Source organism: Pseudomonas sp. P9_31 (genome assembly GCF_034008235.1).
In the GTDB taxonomy this organism is placed as follows: Bacteria; Pseudomonadota; Gammaproteobacteria; order Pseudomonadales; family Pseudomonadaceae; genus Aquipseudomonas.
This window is the reverse complement of sequence record NZ_CP125375.1, coordinates 2,242,549-2,259,893: the sequence shown is the minus strand read 5'-3', so window position 1 is coordinate 2,259,893 and position 17,345 is coordinate 2,242,549. Positions and strand designations below refer to the sequence as shown.

The following is a 17,345-nucleotide window of genomic DNA, read 5'->3' as shown; positions in this document are numbered from 1 at the left end:
GATTATTCCCCCTGAACTGTAGTTTCTTTCAAAGCACCGCTAGCGACGAATCCTCAAGGTTGGGTCAAACCGGGTTGAAACACGGCTCACGCTTCTCCAAAAAAGCCTGCATACCTTCCTTTTGCCCCCCCGTGGCAAACAAACCATGAAACACTCTTCGCTCGAAAAGAAGGCCATCGCGCAATCCTGACTCCAGTGCACGGTCCACTGCTTCTCGCGCAGCCAGTGTGGCTGTCTTGGCGAAACCGGCAATTATCTGCGCCGCGGCCAAGGATTGTTCCAGCAGATCGCTGGCAGAAATCACACGCGATACCAACCCTGCTCGCTCAGCCTCCTCAGCCGACATCGAGCGTCCGGTCAGAATCATATCCATGGCCTTCGACTTGCCTATCAGCCGTGTCAGACGCTGGGTCCCTCCCATACCAGGCATCACCCCCAACCTGATCTCCGGTTGGCCAAAGCGGGCGGTATCCGCAGCAAAGATCAGATCGCACATCATCGCCAACTCACAACCGCCACCGTACGCATAACCGGCAACAGCAGCCAGTTTGGGCGTACGTAACGCAGCAAAGGCCTCCCACTCAGCAAAATAGTCTTCGTGGACCATGTCCAGATAAGACTTTTCGTACATTTCCTTGATATCGGCGCCAGCCGCAAAAAAATCCGCCGTCCCGGTGATCACGAAACAGCCGACCCCGGGGTCGCGGTCCAGCTGTTGCAATGTGTCCAGCAGTTCGCGCATCAGGGCCGAGCTCAAAGCATTCCTGGCTTGGGGGCGATTGAGACGAATCAATACAACTCGATCATGACGTTCGATCAGTGTGTGCATGGTGACCTCATTGAATACCTGTGAAAGGTTTGACTGAAAAATGCTTTTGGCAAACATCAGGAATCCCAGATCGCGCCATAAGCCGGAATGCCCCGTGCCTCCATTTCCTCAACCACTCGCTGAGTGAGCGTCTGGTTAGAAATGCAGATCACCGCCTCGGCACCGAACGTTCGCACCGCGTCATAGGCCAATTGCACAAGGTCTGGCTTGCCGAGCACGTCAGTGTCCCAAATCAAGGCATCAGGATTGGCCCGCAGGATCTCTTCCACCAGTTCGTCACCGTAGGTTTTTCGGGGGCTGCGGGTCGACCAGACCAGCCGCATCGGTACCTGTTTAGCCAGCAAATGGGGCAATACCGGTCCGATGCCGCTGCCCGTGGCGATGTACACCACCGATTTGAACAGGGTTTCAATGTGTGCCACGCCGGCAGTGGTAATGCCTTTGACCCAGACATGAGTCGGCATCTGTTCGATGAACTCGCCGGTCCAGTCACCTGCCCGGGAAATGATCAGGCGAAAACCCGCCTCACCTGGTGTGGGAATATTGGCAAAGGAGTGCCACTCCATAAGCGGGTTGCGACTGATAGCGTTGGACGAGCCGGCAAACGGCGTGACATGGCCAAAACGGGCTATTACCGCATGAGGAGAAGGCCTGATCAGTTGCACCGGCACTTTACGCAGACGAAACCATGGCAAGGCGATGCTGAACGTCAGCACAATCAGCATCCAGAATGCCACCGACGTCGACAGCGCCTCATGCACGGGAATCTGCAGATTCTGGTCCCGGACAAACAGAACGGTCCATACCCAGAACAGGGCGAGCGCGGTCCATCCACCAAAGCGGTGCATTCGCTCGAACCCGTTGTGAAAACGTGCGCGAATCCGTGGATGAGCCATGATCGCCACCAACAGCAAGATGCCCAGCAACCCGGCGCTCACCCCTAGCAGCGCCAGAGAAACCCCATTCAGACCCTCAATCCAATGCCAGCTCAAGGAGCCACTCAACACCGCGAACCAGCCAATGGCTGCCAGCGCGCCGCCGCTGTGCAAGCCGCCGAAGTGGTAAACCTTGGCCAGTGAGCGGCGAATCGCAAGCGGCCAGCAAGTGGGCGCCCGGGTTGCCAGCCAGAACAGCAGATTGATGATGTATTGCTGGCGAATCAAAATCGCCATCGACAGATTGGCCACCACCAAACCCGACAGTGCCTCAAGGACAATCCCCGAGGATGTCCACCACTGCCCGGCGGTCAGCCCATGCGCCAGTGCCGCAATATTGAGTGCAAGCACCAGGGCTACCAGGCGGTTGTAATGAGAAAATATCGGCAACGTTCCCCATCGCCGCCACAGCGCGCGCCTGGCGGGCAGCGCGGTATCCGGATTCCCCCCCTTCATGCGCTCACCCCTTGCCTGGTGGCCGCGGCAAGGTCGGCCTGATGCGCCACCGCCCACTCCAGCAACAAACGTTTGTCGACCTTACCCCGTGATGTCAGCGGAATTTGATCCACGGCGATGATCAGCGAAGGGACGCAATAGTAGGCAAGCCGCTCTTCACAGCGACGTCTTGCCGCATCGATGTCCGTGGTGACGGGATAGACGAAGGCCACCAGATGGCGACTGTCGAGTTTTAGCGTGACCGCCCGCTCGCAGCGACCGGATGACTCCAGAGTCGCAGAAACAGCGTCGAGCTCCACCCGAAACCCTCTGACCTTGACCTGATCATCGACGCGGCCCTGGTGTTCAAGTTCGCCGTTCGCTGTCCAGCGCCCCAGATCACGTGTGCGGAACATCATCCGGCCCTGCCCCAGAAACGGGTCGGGGCGATAGCGTTCGGTGGTCAGCGTCGGGTTACCCAAATAGCCAGCCGTCACACAGTCGCCACCGGCCCACATCTCGCCTTGCTCACCCACCTTACAGGGCTGGCCCGCCTCATCCAGCACGTACACCGTGTTGTTGGGCGTGGGTTTGCCAATCGTCAACGCACCTGCGCCCTTGTAATGCTGCATGGTGTTGACGATGGTGGTTTCGGTCGGGCCGCAGGCATTGTAAAAAGTGCAGAACGAAGACCAGCGATCGGCCAGGGGTTGCGGGCACGGTTCCCCTGCAAGGGCCACGACCTTGACTTGCTGACAACGCAATGGATCGAGTGTGCCGAGAATCGAGGGGGTGGCGATCAGTACATCGCATTGTTCGGCAGTCTGGCCGATGTCCTTGCCACGGATCATCAAGGTCGCGCCATGAGCCAGACAACCGAGTATTTCCCAGGCCGCCATGTCAAAGGCAATGTTAAGTATCTGTCCGACCTTGAGCCCAGGCTGCATGCCGAGATTGCCTGGGGCTGTCAGCAAAATATTGCACACATTGCGCTGGGTCACCCGAACCCCATTGGGCAGGCCGGTGGTGCCGGAGGTAAACAGAACGAAACACTGTCGGTCCGGAGCCGACGACAGCGAACAGGCCACATTCAAGTCATCAGCGGGTGTTGACGCAACCTTCATGAACTCATCGAGGCAAATGCTGTATTGCTGCGACGTCAGGGGAATTCGCGACTCAAGGCTCGACAGCGTCAGCACCACCCGCGTCGAAGCCACGTCCATGATGTGGCGCAATTGCGCGGCGGGAGTAATCCCTACGTGCTGAGGGATGTAGGCCGCGCCCACTTTCAATGCGGCCAGTATTCCCACCAGCATCGGGATCGAACGTTCCACAAACAAGGCCACATGATCGCCCGGGATCACGCCCTGCCGACGTAACATCGTGGCCAGTCGGTTGGCCTGCCGGTTCAGTTCACCATAGGTGATGGTTTCGCCCTCACAATGGGCGGCAATGCCCTGAGGTCTGACGGCGGCTTGCGCCTCGACGGCGTGATGGATCAGAAGATACTCAGGCTCGACCGTCGGCCCACGACCGAATCGCTGCCACACGTCCTGGGCATTGGTCGGAAGCAGCGAGCAAATCGGTGCTGATTCAAGGGTAACTTCGCACTCTTGCATGTCAAAAAGTCTCTTCAGGCTCAATATCAACGTTCAAGCACGGGTGGGTTTGCGCAGCCTGGTGAAAGGCTGGGCTGATTGCCTGTGCTGCCGCATGGGTTGAGCCACGAAGTTCGATGCCATTACATGGACTACAAATCCATCAGAACCCTCCTACAAAAATGAGAAACGATTTCCCGACGTGGGAATAACCTGCTGTGGTCGGCGTCCTTCTTGTCAGTGCCACTCATCACAGCCAGAGAACACGCCTTCTCCATGAACAACATCGACGGACAATTGCGTGAAATCATTCCAAGGCTACGGCGTTTCGCCGTATCGCTGACGCGCAACCCCAGCAGCGCCGACGATCTGGTGCAGGCGTGCCTTGAGCGAGCGCTATCGAGTTGGGGCGGCAAACGCCCCGAGGGCGACTTGCGGGCCTGGCTGTTTTCGATTCTTTATCGGCAGTTTCTCGACGCCCACCGCCGCTCCCGGCGTTATGCGCGGATGCTCGAATTCTTTGCCGGGCGTGACGATGCGCAACCTTCGGTAGAACGCACGGTGATCGCCCAATCGACCCTGCAAGCCTTCGACCAACTCAGCACCGAACAGCGCGCGCTGCTGCTCTGGGTGTCGGTGGAGGGCTTGAGTTATAAAGAGGTCGCCGAGATTCTCGACGTCCCCACCGGCACCGTGATGTCGCGCCTTTCCCGCGCGCGCCAGGCCTTGCGCCAGCTCAGCGACGGCGAAATCACCCGCCCTTCTCTGCGGAGACTCAAATGATCAGCATGCCGCCCAGCGAGCGTGACTTGCACGCCTACGTCGATCACCAACTCAGCGATGCCGACCGACATCAGGTGGACACTTATCTGGCCAGCCACGCCGAAGTGGCCGCGCAAGTACGCGCCTGGCAGCACGATGCCCAACAATTGCGCGCGGCCCTGAGCGGCGCCTTGCAGCAACCGACCAACCCGGAACTCGACCCGGCGCTGATTCGCCAGCGCCTCAAACGCCAATCCCGGCGTCATCTGGCCAGTGCCGCGATATTGTTGATGGCGGTCAGCGTCGGCGGGCTGGGCGGTTGGCAGGCACGGGAAATGACCTTGGCCAGCGCCCCACTGCCGATGACCGATGCGATGCAGGCCTACCGGCTGATTGCCCAGCAAGGCATCCTGCCGGCGGATTACCAAGTCAGCGACGACGGCGATATGCAGGGCTGGCTCGACCGTTATTTCAGCCAGGCCCAGCGTTTGCCAAACCTGGCGACGGCTGGCTACAAACCGGTCAGCGGTCGTTTGCTCAGCACCGAGCAAGGGCCGGCGGCAATGGTGGTGTATGAGGACAGGAGCGGGCACAAGATCAGCTTCTACGTCCGGCCACCCGGGCCGAAAAACACCCTGCTGCCCCGCGGTAGCCGCAGCGATGGTGAACTGCAGGCCGAGTACTGGTCGGGGGGCGGGTACAACTACGCGATGGTCAGCCCGAGTGACACCCCGACGGCGCAGATGCTGAAGTTCTGACCTCGGAAACGAGGACAACACCAATCGAATGTGGGAGCGGTCGGTCGAGGCGATGAAACAGTATCTGAACACTGCCATTGCCATCGACTGGGATCAGGTCAACGAACAGCACCCGGCGTGGAATGCCCGGTTGAATCGCAGTATCGAGCGGTAACCTCGAAGATCAAAAGATCGCAGCCTGCGCCACCCCACATTTGCCGAAGTGGTCGGGTTATTCCCCATTTGGTTACACTACGCCGCCGCAGCTTGGGAGCCGGCCTTAAGACTACGGGGTGACATCACAGTGGCCGTTCGACCGCCCAACCGTCCGCGACTCACACCACACTGGCCCGCGCTGCGCCGTTTGTTCGGCAAGGCACTCGCGGCGCCGGCCAGTGCCAGCACGCAGGGCCGGGTGATCCACGACTACTTCCACCACAAGGCCCATGCCCAGGGCTACACCCTCAGCCACAGCCAGCAGCGAGTGATCGACTGCATGGCGCAGCACGCTTCGGCGCTGCAGGGCACATCGGCATCAACACTCCCCGGTCTTTACCTCCATGGTGCAGTCGGGCGCGGCAAGAGCTGGTTGCTCGACGGTTTTTTCCAGGCCATCCCCATCGCGGAAAAACAGCGCCTGCACTTCCATGAGTTTTTTGCACAATTGCACCAGGGCATGTTCAGCCATCGCGATCAGCCCGATGCGCTGGCAGTCACCCTTGATGAACTGCTGCGAGACTGCCGGGTGCTGTGTTTCGATGAATTCCACGTGCATGACATCGGCGATGCGATGCTCATCACGCGGCTGTTCAAAGCGCTGTTTCGCCGTGGGGTTCTGCTGCTGGTGACCTCCAATTACCCGCCGGAAGGTTTGTTGCCCAACCCGCTCTATCATGCACGTTTCAAACCGGTGATCGACCTGATTCACGCGCGCATGCGGGTGATGGAAGTCGACGGCCCCCATGATTACCGCAGTCAGGCGCGAGCCCACGCACAGCAGCTATTCACCCAGGGTCAGTACGTCTGGCCAGCCACAATGGCGCAGCGCCAGGCGTTGCACCTGCCCGAACACGATGCGCCGGCCATTCAGCTGCCCGTCGGGACACGACACCTTCAAGCCCGATACTGCGAAGGACGAACCATCGGCTTTACCTTCGGTGACGTGTGCGAACACCCCACCGCTGTCATGGACTACCTGGAGCTGTGCCGGCGTTTCGACCGCTGGATCATCGACAAACTGCCCAGCCTCGCCGACTGCTCAATCGCCGCCCAGCAGCGCTTCATCAACCTGATCGACGTCTTGTACGACCAGGACAAGCACCTGATTCTGCTCGGCCACCAGTCATTGCGCGAAAGCCTGGGCGGCGATGCCATCGACCTGGCGCGTACGCGTAGCCGGTTGGGGCAGTTGGTGGAGGTCAGGGACCCCGCCTGACCGAGAGATTGTGTTTGGGCTGCCGGCCCCTTCGCGAGCAAGCCCGCACACATTGGTTTTGTGAACGACGCAGCCCCCTGTGGGAGCGGGCTTGCTCGCGAAGAGGCCCTGACAAGCACCGCTAATTTCCCGCTATCATGTCGCCCATTTCCAGGCCCCCGCGCCCTCCTTCTGATCAATAGCGAACCTGCCCATGCACACCCTCGCACAACTGCGCGCCGGCCAACTGTCGGGCATCACCCGTCTGGATCTGTCCTGCGGCCTGACCGAGTTCCCCCGGGAAATCTTCGACCTGGCGGACTCGCTGCAAGTGCTCAACCTCAGCGGCAATGCCTTGCGCAGCCTGCCGGACGACCTGCACCGCCTGACCCGTTTGCGCGTGCTGTTCTGCTCGGACAACCGGTTCACCGAACTGCCCGCCTGCCTCGGCCAGTGCGCGGCGCTGACGATGATCGGCTTCAAGGCCAACGCCATCGAGAACGTACCGGCCGCCGCCCTGCCGCCGCAGTTGCGCTGGCTGATCCTGACCGACAACCACATCACGGATCTGCCGACCGAACTGGGGGAACGCCCGCACCTGCAAAAGCTCATGCTCGCCGGCAACCGATTACAGCGTTTGCCCAAGAGCCTGAGCCATTGCCATCGACTCGAACTGATCCGCATCGCCGCCAATCAGCTCACCGAGCTTCCCGAGTGGCTGCTGACCCTGCCGAGCCTGACCTGGCTGGCGTACGCTGGTAACCCGCTGGAAACCGAAGCCGATGCCGCCGCCCTCGAAGCAACGGCGAGTATTCCCTGGTCCCAACTGAGCCTGGAGAAAAAACTCGGCGAAGGTGCGTCGGGGATCATTCATCAGGCGTTGTGGGAGCAGACGAAACAGGTCGCGGTAAAACTCTACAAAGGCGAAATGACCAGCGATGGCTCGCCGTTGCACGAAATGAACGCCTGCATCACCGCCGGTATCCATCCCAATCTGATCCGGGTCGAAGGGCGGATTGTCGGGCATCCGCAGGCGCAGGCCGGGCTGGTGATGCAGCTGATCGAACCGAGTTACCGCAACCTGGCCGGGCTGCCGAGCCTGGCGTCCTGCACCCGCGACATCTACACCGACGACACCCGGTTCAGCGCTGGCGTGGCGCTGCGCATCGCCAGTGGCATTGCTTCAGTGGCTGAACATTTGCACCGCCAAGGCATCACCCACGGCGACCTCTACGGCCACAACATCATGTGGAACGAGCACGGTGATTGCCTGTTGGGCGACTTTGGCGCGGCGTCTTTCCATGCCACTTCGGACAACCTTGAAAGCCGCGCGCTGCAACGGATCGAGGTGCGGGCGTTTGGTGTTTTGCTGGGGGAATTGCTGGAACGCATCGACTCGGGGCTGAGCGATGTAGGGCGTGAGTCGCTAGAGGCATTACAGCAGCGCTGCTGTCAGCCGCAGGTGCTGGCGCGGCCAGGTTTCAGCGAGGTTGTGCGGGAATTGAAGGGACGGTGACCGCTATGCGGTCAATCGCGAGCAGGCTCGCTCCCACAATTGATCTGTGGCGTTCACAAATCTCCTGTGGGAGCGAGCCTGCTCGCGATGACGGCCTGTCAGGGAACAGAACCATCAATGACAGCCAGACTTAACCCGCCAAACCGACAAACATGTCCTGCACGTCATCGTGGTTATCGAGGCCTTCGAGGAAGGCTTCGACTTCCGCCATCTGCTCGTCGCTCAAACCAGTGACCGGGTTTTTCGGCTGGTAACCCAACTTGGCCGACAACACCGTGAAACCCTGCTCCGGCAGCGCTTTCTGTACCGAATCCAGGTCCGCAGGCTCGGTCAGGAACAGCGTCGCGCCCTCTTCACCCGGCTCGAAATCCTGGGCACCGGCTTCGATCGCGGCCATTTCCGGATCGGCGTCAGGGCTGTCCGGGGACGCCTCGATCATGCCGACGTGGTTGAAGTCCCAGGCAACCGAACCGGAAGCACCCAACTGGCCCTTGCGGAACGCGACGCGGATTTCAGCGACGGTGCGGTTGATGTTGTCGGTGACGCATTCAACGATCAGCGGCACCTGATGCGGTGCGAACCCTTCATAGGTCACGCGATGGTATTGCACGGTTTCGCCGAGCTGGCCGGAGCCTTTCTTGATCGCGCGTTCCAGGGTTTCGCGGGGCATCGAGGCTTTTTTCGCCTGCTCGACCACCAGACGCAGGTGTGCGTTGGTGGCGGTATCGGCACCGTTGCGCGCAGCAATGGTGATTTCTTTCACCAGTTTGCCGAAGATCTTGCCCTTGGCGTTGGCTGCCGCTTCTTTGTGTTTAACCTTCCACTGTGCGCCCATTACTCACTCTCTTGATCTGTGGCGCCGAGACATCTATTGGCCGACGCGTTGCGCAAGTTTATACGGCCTAAAGATGCCAATCGACCAAAAATTCCAAGATCTTCACCCCATGACGGATCGACATCTTCAGCAGCGTCTGTAGGGCGATTCTGAAAAGTCGATTTGCGGTAACGCTTCCGGGCTGTGGTTTCGTATCCTCTGCATCCGTCCTCCCTGGCAGAAGCGCGTTCGATGCACAACGACAAGGAAAGCCCCTTCACCCTGACGCTTCTCGACGGTGGTTTGAGTTTGCAGGTGTTGCAGTTCAGTGGCCATGAAGGCCTCAACCAGCCCTATCGATTCGACATCGACGTGATCGGCCTCGCACCGTCGATGAACCTCGAGCGATGGCTGCAACAACCGGCGTTCCTGAGGCTGGCGGGTGATCAGGGCATTCACGGTGTGCTCCACAGCGTCAGTCGCGAACATCGCGGCCCGCACCGGGTCGGCTACTCTCTGGTGCTGACGCCCCATCTTCAACGACTGGACCGGCACCGCGCGCGGCGGGTGTTTCATCACCTCAGCGTGCCAGCGATCGTGCTCCAGTTGCTGGAGGAGCATCAGTTGCCCGAACACAGTTATCGCTTCGACCTGACAAGCGGGCGCTACCCTCTGCGGCCTTTTTGCATTCAATACGAAGAAAGCGACCTGGCCTTCATGCAGCGGCTGTGTGAAGAAGAAGGTATCCACTATCACTTCGAGCATCAGCCCGACAGGCACGTGCTGGTGCTGGCCGATGACAGCCTGAGTTTCCCCCAGGAGCCGCTGCTGATGCCGTTCCATGACGACGCACCCAACGCCCCCACCTCGCCAATGATCAGCGAACTGTTCCAGCACCATGCCCCGGCACCTGCACCTGCACCTGCACCTGCACCTGCACAATGGAACGCGAGAAATCGCGGCGCGCAGGTGCTCGGCGACGGCGCGGCCAACCACCCGCTCGCCAGAATGGGCCCGATGACGGCACACCCCGCGCCCGAACAGTGTCATCGCGATCAGCTCAGCCGCCGCCTGCTGGAGCGTCTGCGCTGCCGGCACCGGCAGATCCACGGCCAAAGCACCCAACGTGAGCTGCGCAGCGGACGAATCCTGCAAGTGGCGGAACATCCGCTCTCGAGTTTCAACGATCAGTGGCTGCTCACCGACATCCAGCACCAGGGACAGCAGCCGTCGATTCTCGCCCAGGACCCGCCCAACATTGCCCGGCACTATCGCAATCAGTTCACTGCCATTCCCTGGTCAACGGTATTCAGGCCGGCGCTCAAACAGGCCAGGCCGAGCGTTCCGGGCTATCAGGCCGCCCGGGTGCTGGGTCCCGTCGGGCAACCGGCGGCGCTCGATGACCAGGGCCGAATACAGATCTGCTTGTGGCCAACGTCGGAGTTCGAGGCGGATGAATCCGCCGGATTCTGGCTACCGGTAGCCCTTGCAACACCGGACGGCCAGATCGATCCGTCCAGGCTGCCCATGGCCGGCACCAACGTGTTGATCAGTTTCCTCGATAGCGACCCGGACCGGCCGGTGCTGTGTGCCGGCATGGACCATCTCCAGCCTTCCCGGCCCGCTCCCGAGCCACGCCGCGATGCCAATATGCTGCTCGATTGGTTGATCAACCGCTCGGATCTCATGCCGTGACGCCGTTGTCGATTACCCATTGCACACGGCGGGTGGTGGCGACGTTTGTGGAGAGGGTTCGCGAGCGTTTTGTGTAGGCAGCTCCGGCTTCTTCGCGAGCAAGCCCGCCCCCACAAAAGCAGCTCCCTGCGGCGCTTTTTTGTGGCCGATCACTTGATCCAGAGCATTCAACAGCCAATTCACCTCGGGCAAATCCAGTGAAACAGGATTACAGTTAGCCCACGCCGTCGAACAAGAACGGCGACTTCAGACCAGTCCTGTGAGGAACACCGTATGCCCTGGAAGAATTCCGAATCACGCTACAGCACCGTATCGATCGCGCTGCACTGGTTGATGCTGGTTCTGTTAATACTGGTCTACGCCTGTATCGAATTTCGCGGGATCTTTCCCAAAGGCAGTGGCGGCCGGACGCTGATCAAGGAAGCGCACTTCATGCTCGGCCTGACCGTGTTCATTCTGGTCTGGCTACGGCTATTCGCCCGCAGCCTGGGGCCGGCGCCACAGATCTTCCCCGCCTCGCCTCGCTGGCAAAGCGTGCTCGCCAAACTGATGCACTGGGCGCTGTATATTTTCATGATCACCATGCCGATTCTGGGCTGGCTGATTACCAGCGCCGAGGGCCATCGGGTGATGTTCTATGGCATTGACTTGCCGTTGCTGATCGAAGAGAACAAAACGCTGGCCAAGCAATTCGAGGGCTGGCATGTGCTCGGCGGGACCATCGGCTATTGGCTGATCGGACTGCACGCCGTGGCCGGGCTTTATCATCACTATGTGGTGCGCGATAACACCTTGCTGCGGATGATGCCCAAACGCGGTTAGTCGCGACCGCTTTGCTCAAAACCCCGGCGGCCCTGCAAGCCGCCGGTGTGGATGAAGATCAGGCGCGTGCCCAGGGGAAACTTCCCGGCTTCGATTTGTTGCTTGAGTACCATCAGCGCCTTGCCGGTGTACAGCGGTTCGAAAGGAATACCGCTGGCCTGTTCGGTCTGCTCGATGAACTTGAGTAACTGCGGATCGACTTTGGCAAAACCGCCACGGCTGGCGTCGAACAGTTCATAAGCCGGAGCCTGCAAACCTGTCTCGCGGACAATCGATTCGACCTGCTGCGCCACGCCATGATCCTCGGGCACCGCCAGCGCGCCATACACCGGGTGTTCACCCGCCTCGGCCAGTGCCAGGCCGGCCAGGGTCGTGCCCGTTCCGCAGGCCAGCCACCAGCCGTCGTAATGGCTCCAACCCAGACCGCTCAGTTGTTCGCGAACCTGAGCCACCAGTGGCACGCAGCCCTTCGCCCCACGTAAACCACCGCCGCCTTCCGGCACTGGTTGTAGCTCGGGATACTGCTCCAGCCATGGCTGCCAGAAGCCAGGTTCGTGCCGCGCTCGATAACCGCCATAACCCAACCAGTGCAACTGCATGCCGAACGCCTGCAAATCCTTCACCGTCGGAGTGTCTTGCGGATGCCCGCGCAGCAGGCCGGCCGTGGTGAAACCGAAGCGTTTGCCCGCAGCGGCCAATGCGTGGAGATGGTTGGAGTGAGCGCCACCCAGGCTGATGATGCCTTGGGCGCCGTTCCGGTCGGCGGCTTTCAGATGTTCGATGAGTTTGAACCACTTGTTGCCGCTGATCAGCGGGTCGATCTGGTCCAGACGCAGAATCGCGACCTCGATGCCGAAGGGGGTAAGCCAGTCGAGGTGAAGGGGTTCCAGGGGGGCTTGGGGTAGCCAGTTGGCAGGAGGAAAAAGCATTGGCGCCTGATTGTGCTCAGAAAGAGCCAGCATTCTAGTCGCTCAAAGGGCCCTATCGCGAGCAGGCTCGCTCCCACCTTGGATTTGCGTCGGTCACAAAATACGTGAACACCACGAACCTGTGGGAGCGAGCCTGCTCGCGATGGCCATTGGCACGCTAAACCTGCGTATTACAACTCAGCCGCCAACCGCGAACCCTGGTTGATCGCGCGCTTGGCATCCAGCTCCGCCGCCACATCCGCGCCACCGATCAAGTGCACGTTCTGCCCGGCCGCGATCAGGCCATCCTGCAACTCACGCAACGGATCCTGCCCGGCGCAGATCACAATGTTGTCCACCGGTAATACCTGCGGTTCGCCGCTTTCGCCGATGCGGATGTGCAGGCCTTCGTCGTCGATCTTCAGGTACTCGACGCTGTTGAGCATCTGCACCTGCTTGTTTTTCAGACCGGTGCGGTGAATCCAGCCAGTAGTCTTGCCCAAGCCATCGCCGACCTTGGAGGTCTTGCGTTGCAACAGGAACACTTCACGGGCCGGCGCATGCGGCTCAGCCTTGATGCCCGCGACACCGCCGCGCGCTTCAAGCTGCGTATCGATGCCCCACTCCTTCCAGAACGCTTCGCGGTCCTGGCTGGTGGCCACACCCTGGTGAACGAGGAATTCCGACACGTCGAAACCGATACCACCGGCGCCGATCACCGCGACGCGCTTGCCCACTGGTTTGCGCTCGAGGATCACGTCCAGGTAGCTCAGCACCTTGGCGTGCTCGACGCCCGGAATCGCCGGCACCCGTGGCGCAATGCCGGTCGCCAGGATGATTTCGTCGTAACCGCCCTCGACCAGCTGCGCCACATCCACACGAGTGCTCAGGCACAGCTCGACATTGGTGGTCTGCAATTTGCGGTTGAAGTAACGCAGGGTTTCGAAGAACTCTTCCTTGCCCGGCACGCGCTTGGCGATGTTGAACTGGCCGCCGATTTCGCTGGCCGAATCGAACAAAGTCACCTGATGGCCACGCTCGGCGGCCACAGTGGCGGCGGACAGACCGGCAGGGCCGGCACCGACCACGGCGATTTTCTTGATCTGCTGCACCGGCAGGTAATTGAGCTCGGTTTCATGGCAGGCCCGCGGGTTCACCAGGCAACTGGTCAACTTGCCGCCAAAGGTGTGATCCAGACACGCCTGATTGCAACCGATGCAGGTGTTGATTTCATCGCCACGGCCGGCCGCAGCCTTGTTGACGAAATCCGGGTCGGCCAGGAATGGCCGGGCCATGGACACCATGTCGGCATCGCCCTCGGCCAGGATCTGCTCGGCGACTTCGGGGGTGTTGATGCGGTTGGTGGTGATCAGCGGAATGCTCACCGAACCACGCAGTTTCGCCGTGACCTTGCTGAACGCCGCACGCGGCACCTTGGTGGCGATGGTCGGAATCCGCGCTTCGTGCCAGCCTATACCGGTGTTGATGATCGTCGCACCGGCCTGCTCGATGGCCTTGGCCAATTGCACGATTTCTTCCCAAGTGCTGCCACCTTCCACCAGGTCGAGCATCGACAGGCGGAAGATAATGATGAAATTCGGGCCGACCGCGTCGCGCACCCGGCGGACGATTTCCACCGGCAGGCGCATACGGTTTTCGTAAGCGCCGCCCCAGCGGTCAGTGCGGTGGTTGGTATGGGCCGCGAGGAACTGGTTAATGAAGTAACCTTCGGAACCCATGATCTCGACACCGTCGTACTCGGCTTTTTGCGCAAGCGTCGAGCACGTGACGAAATCGCTGATCTGCTTCTCGATGCCTTCCTCGTCCAGCTCTTTAGGCTTGAACGGGTTGATCGGTGCCTGAATCGCGCTCGGGGCCACCTGCTTCGGGCTGTAGGCATAACGCCCGGCATGAAGGATCTGCATGCAGATCTTGCCGCCCGCCTCGTGCACCGCTCGGGTGACGATCCTGTGTTTGAGCGCCTCTTCCTCGGTGGTCAGTTTGGCTGCGCCGGAGTAAACCCCGCCCTCATCGTTCGGACCGATACCGCCGGTGACCATCAGGCCCACACCGCCACGGGCACGTTCGGCAAAGTAGGCGGCCATGCGCTCGAAACCGCCGGGCTTTTCCTCAAGCCCTGTGTGCATCGAGCCCATCAGGGTGCGGTTGCGCAACGTGGTAAAACCCAGGTCCAGCGGGGCCAACAGGTGCGGGTAATGAGCGGCGGCCATCGGTAACTCCACAACGAGCGATCACGGAAAAAATGCAGGAACTCTTCGGCTCCCGTCAGTCATGTTCAACAGACTAAGAGTCGTACTGCTGTCACTCAATGACCGTAACTGACAACTTATTGATCCAAATGCGCAGCGCCCCTTGGCAAGCGCAGGCATGGGCCCTACCCTAGTCGCGAACCCTGCACACGGCCGCTGACTGTTTTCCATGCGCAAACTTCTGTACCTGACCCTCTCCATGGCGTTGATCGCCGCCCTCACGACCTACGCCATGTGGGCCGCGGACCGTCCGGTGGGTCATTACCTGTCAGACTTGCGCATCAATCTTGCGGTCGATCAGGGTACCCCCGCCGATCGTGGCAACTTGCTGGGCATCCAGCCTGAGCTGTTCCCCACCGACTATCAAAGCCCCGAGCGCCTGCATCGCAAGCTCGCGGCCTATTTGCAGAAAGCCCAGGACCAGGGCCTGCTCAATGAAAAAACCATCGTCGTGCTGCCAGAACATATCGGTACCTGGTTGATGGTCAGCGGCGAGAAAGACGAGCTGTACCAGGCCACCACGCTCAAGGAAGCCATGAACTGGCTGGCGGTGAGCAACCCGTTGCAGTTCATCCGCGCCCTGATCGGCGCCGAGGGCGCCAGCCGCCTCGACGACGCGCACTTGCGAATGAAAGCCAAGGGCATGGCCAAGGATTACCAGGCGCTGTTCGGGGGTCTGGCGAAAGAATTCCACGTGACCCTGGTGGCCGGCTCCATCGTGTTACCCGAGCCGAGTGTCAGCGACGGCGTCCTGCACATCGGCCACGGCGCGCTGTACAACAGCAGCATGGTGTTCGGTCGCGATGGCCTGCCGATCGGCCAACCCCAGCGGCAAGTACACCCCACTTTCGCCAAGCGCGACACGCTCGAAGCCAATTCCGATCCTACGATCAACGTCATCGACACCCCGGCCGGGCGCCTGGGCGTGTTGATCGGCAGCGACAGCTGGTACCCCGACAACTACCGCAAACTCGACGATCAGGGCGCGCAATTGGTGGCGGTCCCGGCGTTCGTCGTCGGGCGCGGGGTCTGGGATCAACCGTGGCGCGGCTTTAAGGGCCAACCCTCGCCGAGTTCTGTCAGCCTCAAGGCCGGCGAAGTCAGTGAAGGTCAGGCCTGGCATCGGCTGACACTGATTGCCCAACCGTCCGGCAGCCAGGCCATCGCCGGCATGAGCGTGTTCCTGCGCGGCCAGTTCTGGGACAAGGGCAGCGCCGGTCAAAGCTTCCTCAGCAGCAACGGGCAACAATTCGCCGACGGCGATGCCCGGGGCGCGCGTTTGCTGAACCTCTGGTTGTAAGCCGATGAAACCGCAGCCGATGCGCCTCGGGGATCTGTCGGTGGGCTTCGTCCATAGCCTGGCCGACGCCGTACGCAGCCATGGCCTGGACCCACAACCGCTGCTCGAACAGTACGGCCTCGACGCCGCGCGACTGGCCGAAGCCGGTGCACGCCTCTCGATCCCGCGCTACATGCGCCTGGGCCACGGCGCCATTCAACTGACCGACGACCCGGCACTGGGTTTGCGCATGGGCCAGCTCAGTCGCCTGAGCCAGGCCGGACTGGCCGGCGTCACCGCCGCCCAGGCACCCACCGTGCGCGAAGCGGCGCGCTGCCTGATTCGCTTCGAAGCGCTGTACGGCTCCAACTATCGCGGCCAGTCGAGCTTTCATGAAGACGCTCAAGGCGCCTGGCTGCGTTTCTATTCCATCAGCCCCTACAACGCCTACAACCGCTTCGTGGTGGACTCGATCATCGCAGGCTGGTTGCAGCAATTGTCCAGCGTAAGCCCTGCCCCGCTACGCGCCGAACGGATCGAGATCGAGTTCCAGGCGCCGGATTACCGTGAGGCCTATGCCGTGCTGGGGGATTGTCCGGTTCAGTTTGGCGCCGAACAGAATCAGCTGCGCCTGAGCCTGGACAGCCTCGCTCAGCGCAACCCGGAGCACTGCCCGAGCACCTGGCGGCACCTGCTGCAACTGTGTGAACGGGAACTGGAGCAACTGACACGCACCCGCAGCCTGCGTGAACGTATCACTCAGTTACTGGGGCCGTTGCTCAATGGCGGCCGGGAACCCGACCTGGAAGAAGTCGCGGCACGCCTGAAGCTGCCAACCTGGACCTTGCGCCGCAAACTTGCCGAGGAAGGCACGCAATTTCGCGCAATCCTCAACGACACACGCCGCGACCTGGCCATGACCTACATTCGCGACACTGAACTGGCGTTCGGCGAAATCGCCTACCTGCTGGGGTTTGCCTCAGCCGAAGCCTTTCAACGGGCCTTCAAACGCTGGAACGGCCAGACCCCCGGCGAGTTTCGCCGCAGTCATCGCCAATCCGCGTAATTACAGCTCCGTAGCGTCTTCGGCCGGTTCCGGCGGGTCCAGTTCAAACGCCTGATACTCGAGCAGTTCTTCTTGATAATCATCCATAATTAAACCCCCATCGCTTATTGAAAAAATCGTCTGAATAAATGTCCAGCGCCCCGAGCATAAAGTGCCCACATGAAAGAAAAATGACTCGAGCACGATACGATGCCGCTACTGAATAAAACGTAGCAGGTGGTCAGAAATTTATCACAGGTTTTTTTCGATATAAGCCGTAGGAATA

General features: G+C 60.7%; 14 protein-coding genes and 1 pseudogene. 9 read left to right on the top strand and 6 right to left on the bottom strand.

Going from position 1 to position 17,345, the window contains the following annotated elements:
- Nucleotides 1–64: 64 nt before the first annotated feature.
- The 3 genes from QMK51_RS10150 to QMK51_RS10140 are packed head-to-tail and all read right to left on the bottom strand — an operon-like array spanning nucleotide 65 to nucleotide 3,818.
- A complete protein-coding gene (locus QMK51_RS10150) occupies nucleotides 65–829 on the bottom strand; it encodes an enoyl-CoA hydratase-related protein (RefSeq protein ID WP_320394498.1) in 765 nt (254 codons plus the stop codon).
- Nucleotides 830–885: 56 nt separating this feature from the next.
- On the bottom strand, nucleotides 886–2,220 hold the full coding sequence (locus QMK51_RS10145) for a hypothetical protein (protein ID WP_320393937.1): 1,335 nt from the start codon (nucleotides 2,218–2,220) through the stop codon (nucleotides 886–888).
- Entirely contained in the window at nucleotides 2,217–3,818 is a 1,602-nt protein-coding gene (locus tag QMK51_RS10140; protein WP_320393936.1) for an amino acid adenylation domain-containing protein, read from the bottom strand. The genes QMK51_RS10145 and QMK51_RS10140 overlap by 4 nt, the downstream gene beginning before the upstream one ends.
- A gap of 255 nt (nucleotides 3,819–4,073) precedes the next feature.
- Between QMK51_RS10140 and QMK51_RS10135 the strand changes: the two genes are divergently transcribed.
- The 5 genes and pseudogenes from QMK51_RS10135 (at nucleotide 4,074) to QMK51_RS10115 (ending at nucleotide 8,226) form a co-directional block, all read left to right on the top strand.
- Entirely contained in the window at nucleotides 4,074–4,580 is a 507-nt protein-coding gene (locus QMK51_RS10135) for an RNA polymerase sigma factor (RefSeq protein ID WP_320393935.1), read from the top strand.
- Entirely contained in the window at nucleotides 4,577–5,317 is a 741-nt protein-coding gene (locus QMK51_RS10130) for an anti-sigma factor family protein (RefSeq protein WP_258699979.1), read from the top strand. Before QMK51_RS10135 ends, QMK51_RS10130 begins: the two co-directional genes overlap by 4 nt.
- Before the next feature lie 43 nt (nucleotides 5,318–5,360).
- A pseudogene (locus QMK51_RS10125) lies at nucleotides 5,361–5,471 on the top strand (ABC transporter substrate-binding protein); the annotation flags it as partial.
- Nucleotides 5,472–5,600: 129 nt separating this feature from the next.
- Nucleotides 5,601–6,731 (top strand): cell division protein ZapE, encoded by a 1,131-nt coding sequence (gene zapE, locus QMK51_RS10120; protein ID WP_320393934.1) that lies wholly within the window; start codon nucleotides 5,601–5,603, stop codon nucleotides 6,729–6,731.
- Between the two features lie 193 nt (nucleotides 6,732–6,924).
- The gene (locus tag QMK51_RS10115) at nucleotides 6,925–8,226 is read left to right on the top strand and encodes a leucine-rich repeat-containing protein kinase family protein (RefSeq protein ID WP_320393933.1); all 1,302 of its coding nucleotides are present in this window, start codon (nucleotides 6,925–6,927) and stop codon (nucleotides 8,224–8,226) included.
- A gap of 130 nt (nucleotides 8,227–8,356) precedes the next feature.
- On the opposite strand, the gene QMK51_RS10110 is transcribed toward QMK51_RS10115, so the two are convergent.
- Nucleotides 8,357–9,061, bottom strand: a complete 705-nt coding sequence (locus QMK51_RS10110; RefSeq protein ID WP_320393932.1) for a YebC/PmpR family DNA-binding transcriptional regulator — start codon at nucleotides 9,059–9,061, stop codon at nucleotides 8,357–8,359.
- A gap of 231 nt (nucleotides 9,062–9,292) precedes the next feature.
- Here QMK51_RS10110 and QMK51_RS10105 point away from each other — a divergent pair, with 231 nt between their 5' ends.
- Together QMK51_RS10105 and QMK51_RS10100 are read left to right on the top strand one after the other, a co-directional pair.
- Nucleotides 9,293–10,735 (top strand): type VI secretion system Vgr family protein, encoded by a 1,443-nt coding sequence (locus QMK51_RS10105; protein ID WP_320393931.1) that lies wholly within the window; start codon nucleotides 9,293–9,295, stop codon nucleotides 10,733–10,735.
- Nucleotides 10,736–11,008: 273 nt separating this feature from the next.
- Nucleotides 11,009–11,557, top strand: coding sequence for a cytochrome b (locus QMK51_RS10100; protein ID WP_320393930.1), 549 nt, complete (start codon nucleotides 11,009–11,011; stop codon nucleotides 11,555–11,557).
- Here QMK51_RS10100 and QMK51_RS10095 read toward each other — a convergent pair.
- Together QMK51_RS10095 and QMK51_RS10090 are read right to left on the bottom strand one after the other, a co-directional pair.
- Entirely contained in the window at nucleotides 11,554–12,486 is a 933-nt protein-coding gene (locus QMK51_RS10095) for a 1-aminocyclopropane-1-carboxylate deaminase/D-cysteine desulfhydrase (RefSeq protein WP_320394497.1), read from the bottom strand. The two genes, QMK51_RS10100 and QMK51_RS10095, sit on opposite strands and share 4 nt — an antisense overlap.
- A gap of 170 nt (nucleotides 12,487–12,656) precedes the next feature.
- Complete coding sequence (locus QMK51_RS10090) at nucleotides 12,657–14,696, bottom strand: NADPH-dependent 2,4-dienoyl-CoA reductase (RefSeq protein WP_320393929.1); 2,040 nt, start codon at nucleotides 14,694–14,696, stop codon at nucleotides 12,657–12,659.
- 208 nt (nucleotides 14,697–14,904) lie between these two features.
- Between QMK51_RS10090 and QMK51_RS10085 the strand changes: the two genes are divergently transcribed.
- Both QMK51_RS10085 and QMK51_RS10080 read left to right on the top strand, forming a co-directional pair.
- Complete coding sequence (locus tag QMK51_RS10085; protein ID WP_258699972.1) at nucleotides 14,905–16,035, top strand: carbon-nitrogen hydrolase family protein; 1,131 nt, start codon at nucleotides 14,905–14,907, stop codon at nucleotides 16,033–16,035.
- Nucleotides 16,036–16,039: 4 nt separating this feature from the next.
- The gene (locus QMK51_RS10080; protein ID WP_258699971.1) at nucleotides 16,040–17,080 is read left to right on the top strand and encodes an AraC family transcriptional regulator; all 1,041 of its coding nucleotides are present in this window, start codon (nucleotides 16,040–16,042) and stop codon (nucleotides 17,078–17,080) included.
- The last annotated feature ends 265 nt before the right edge of the window (nucleotides 17,081–17,345 follow it).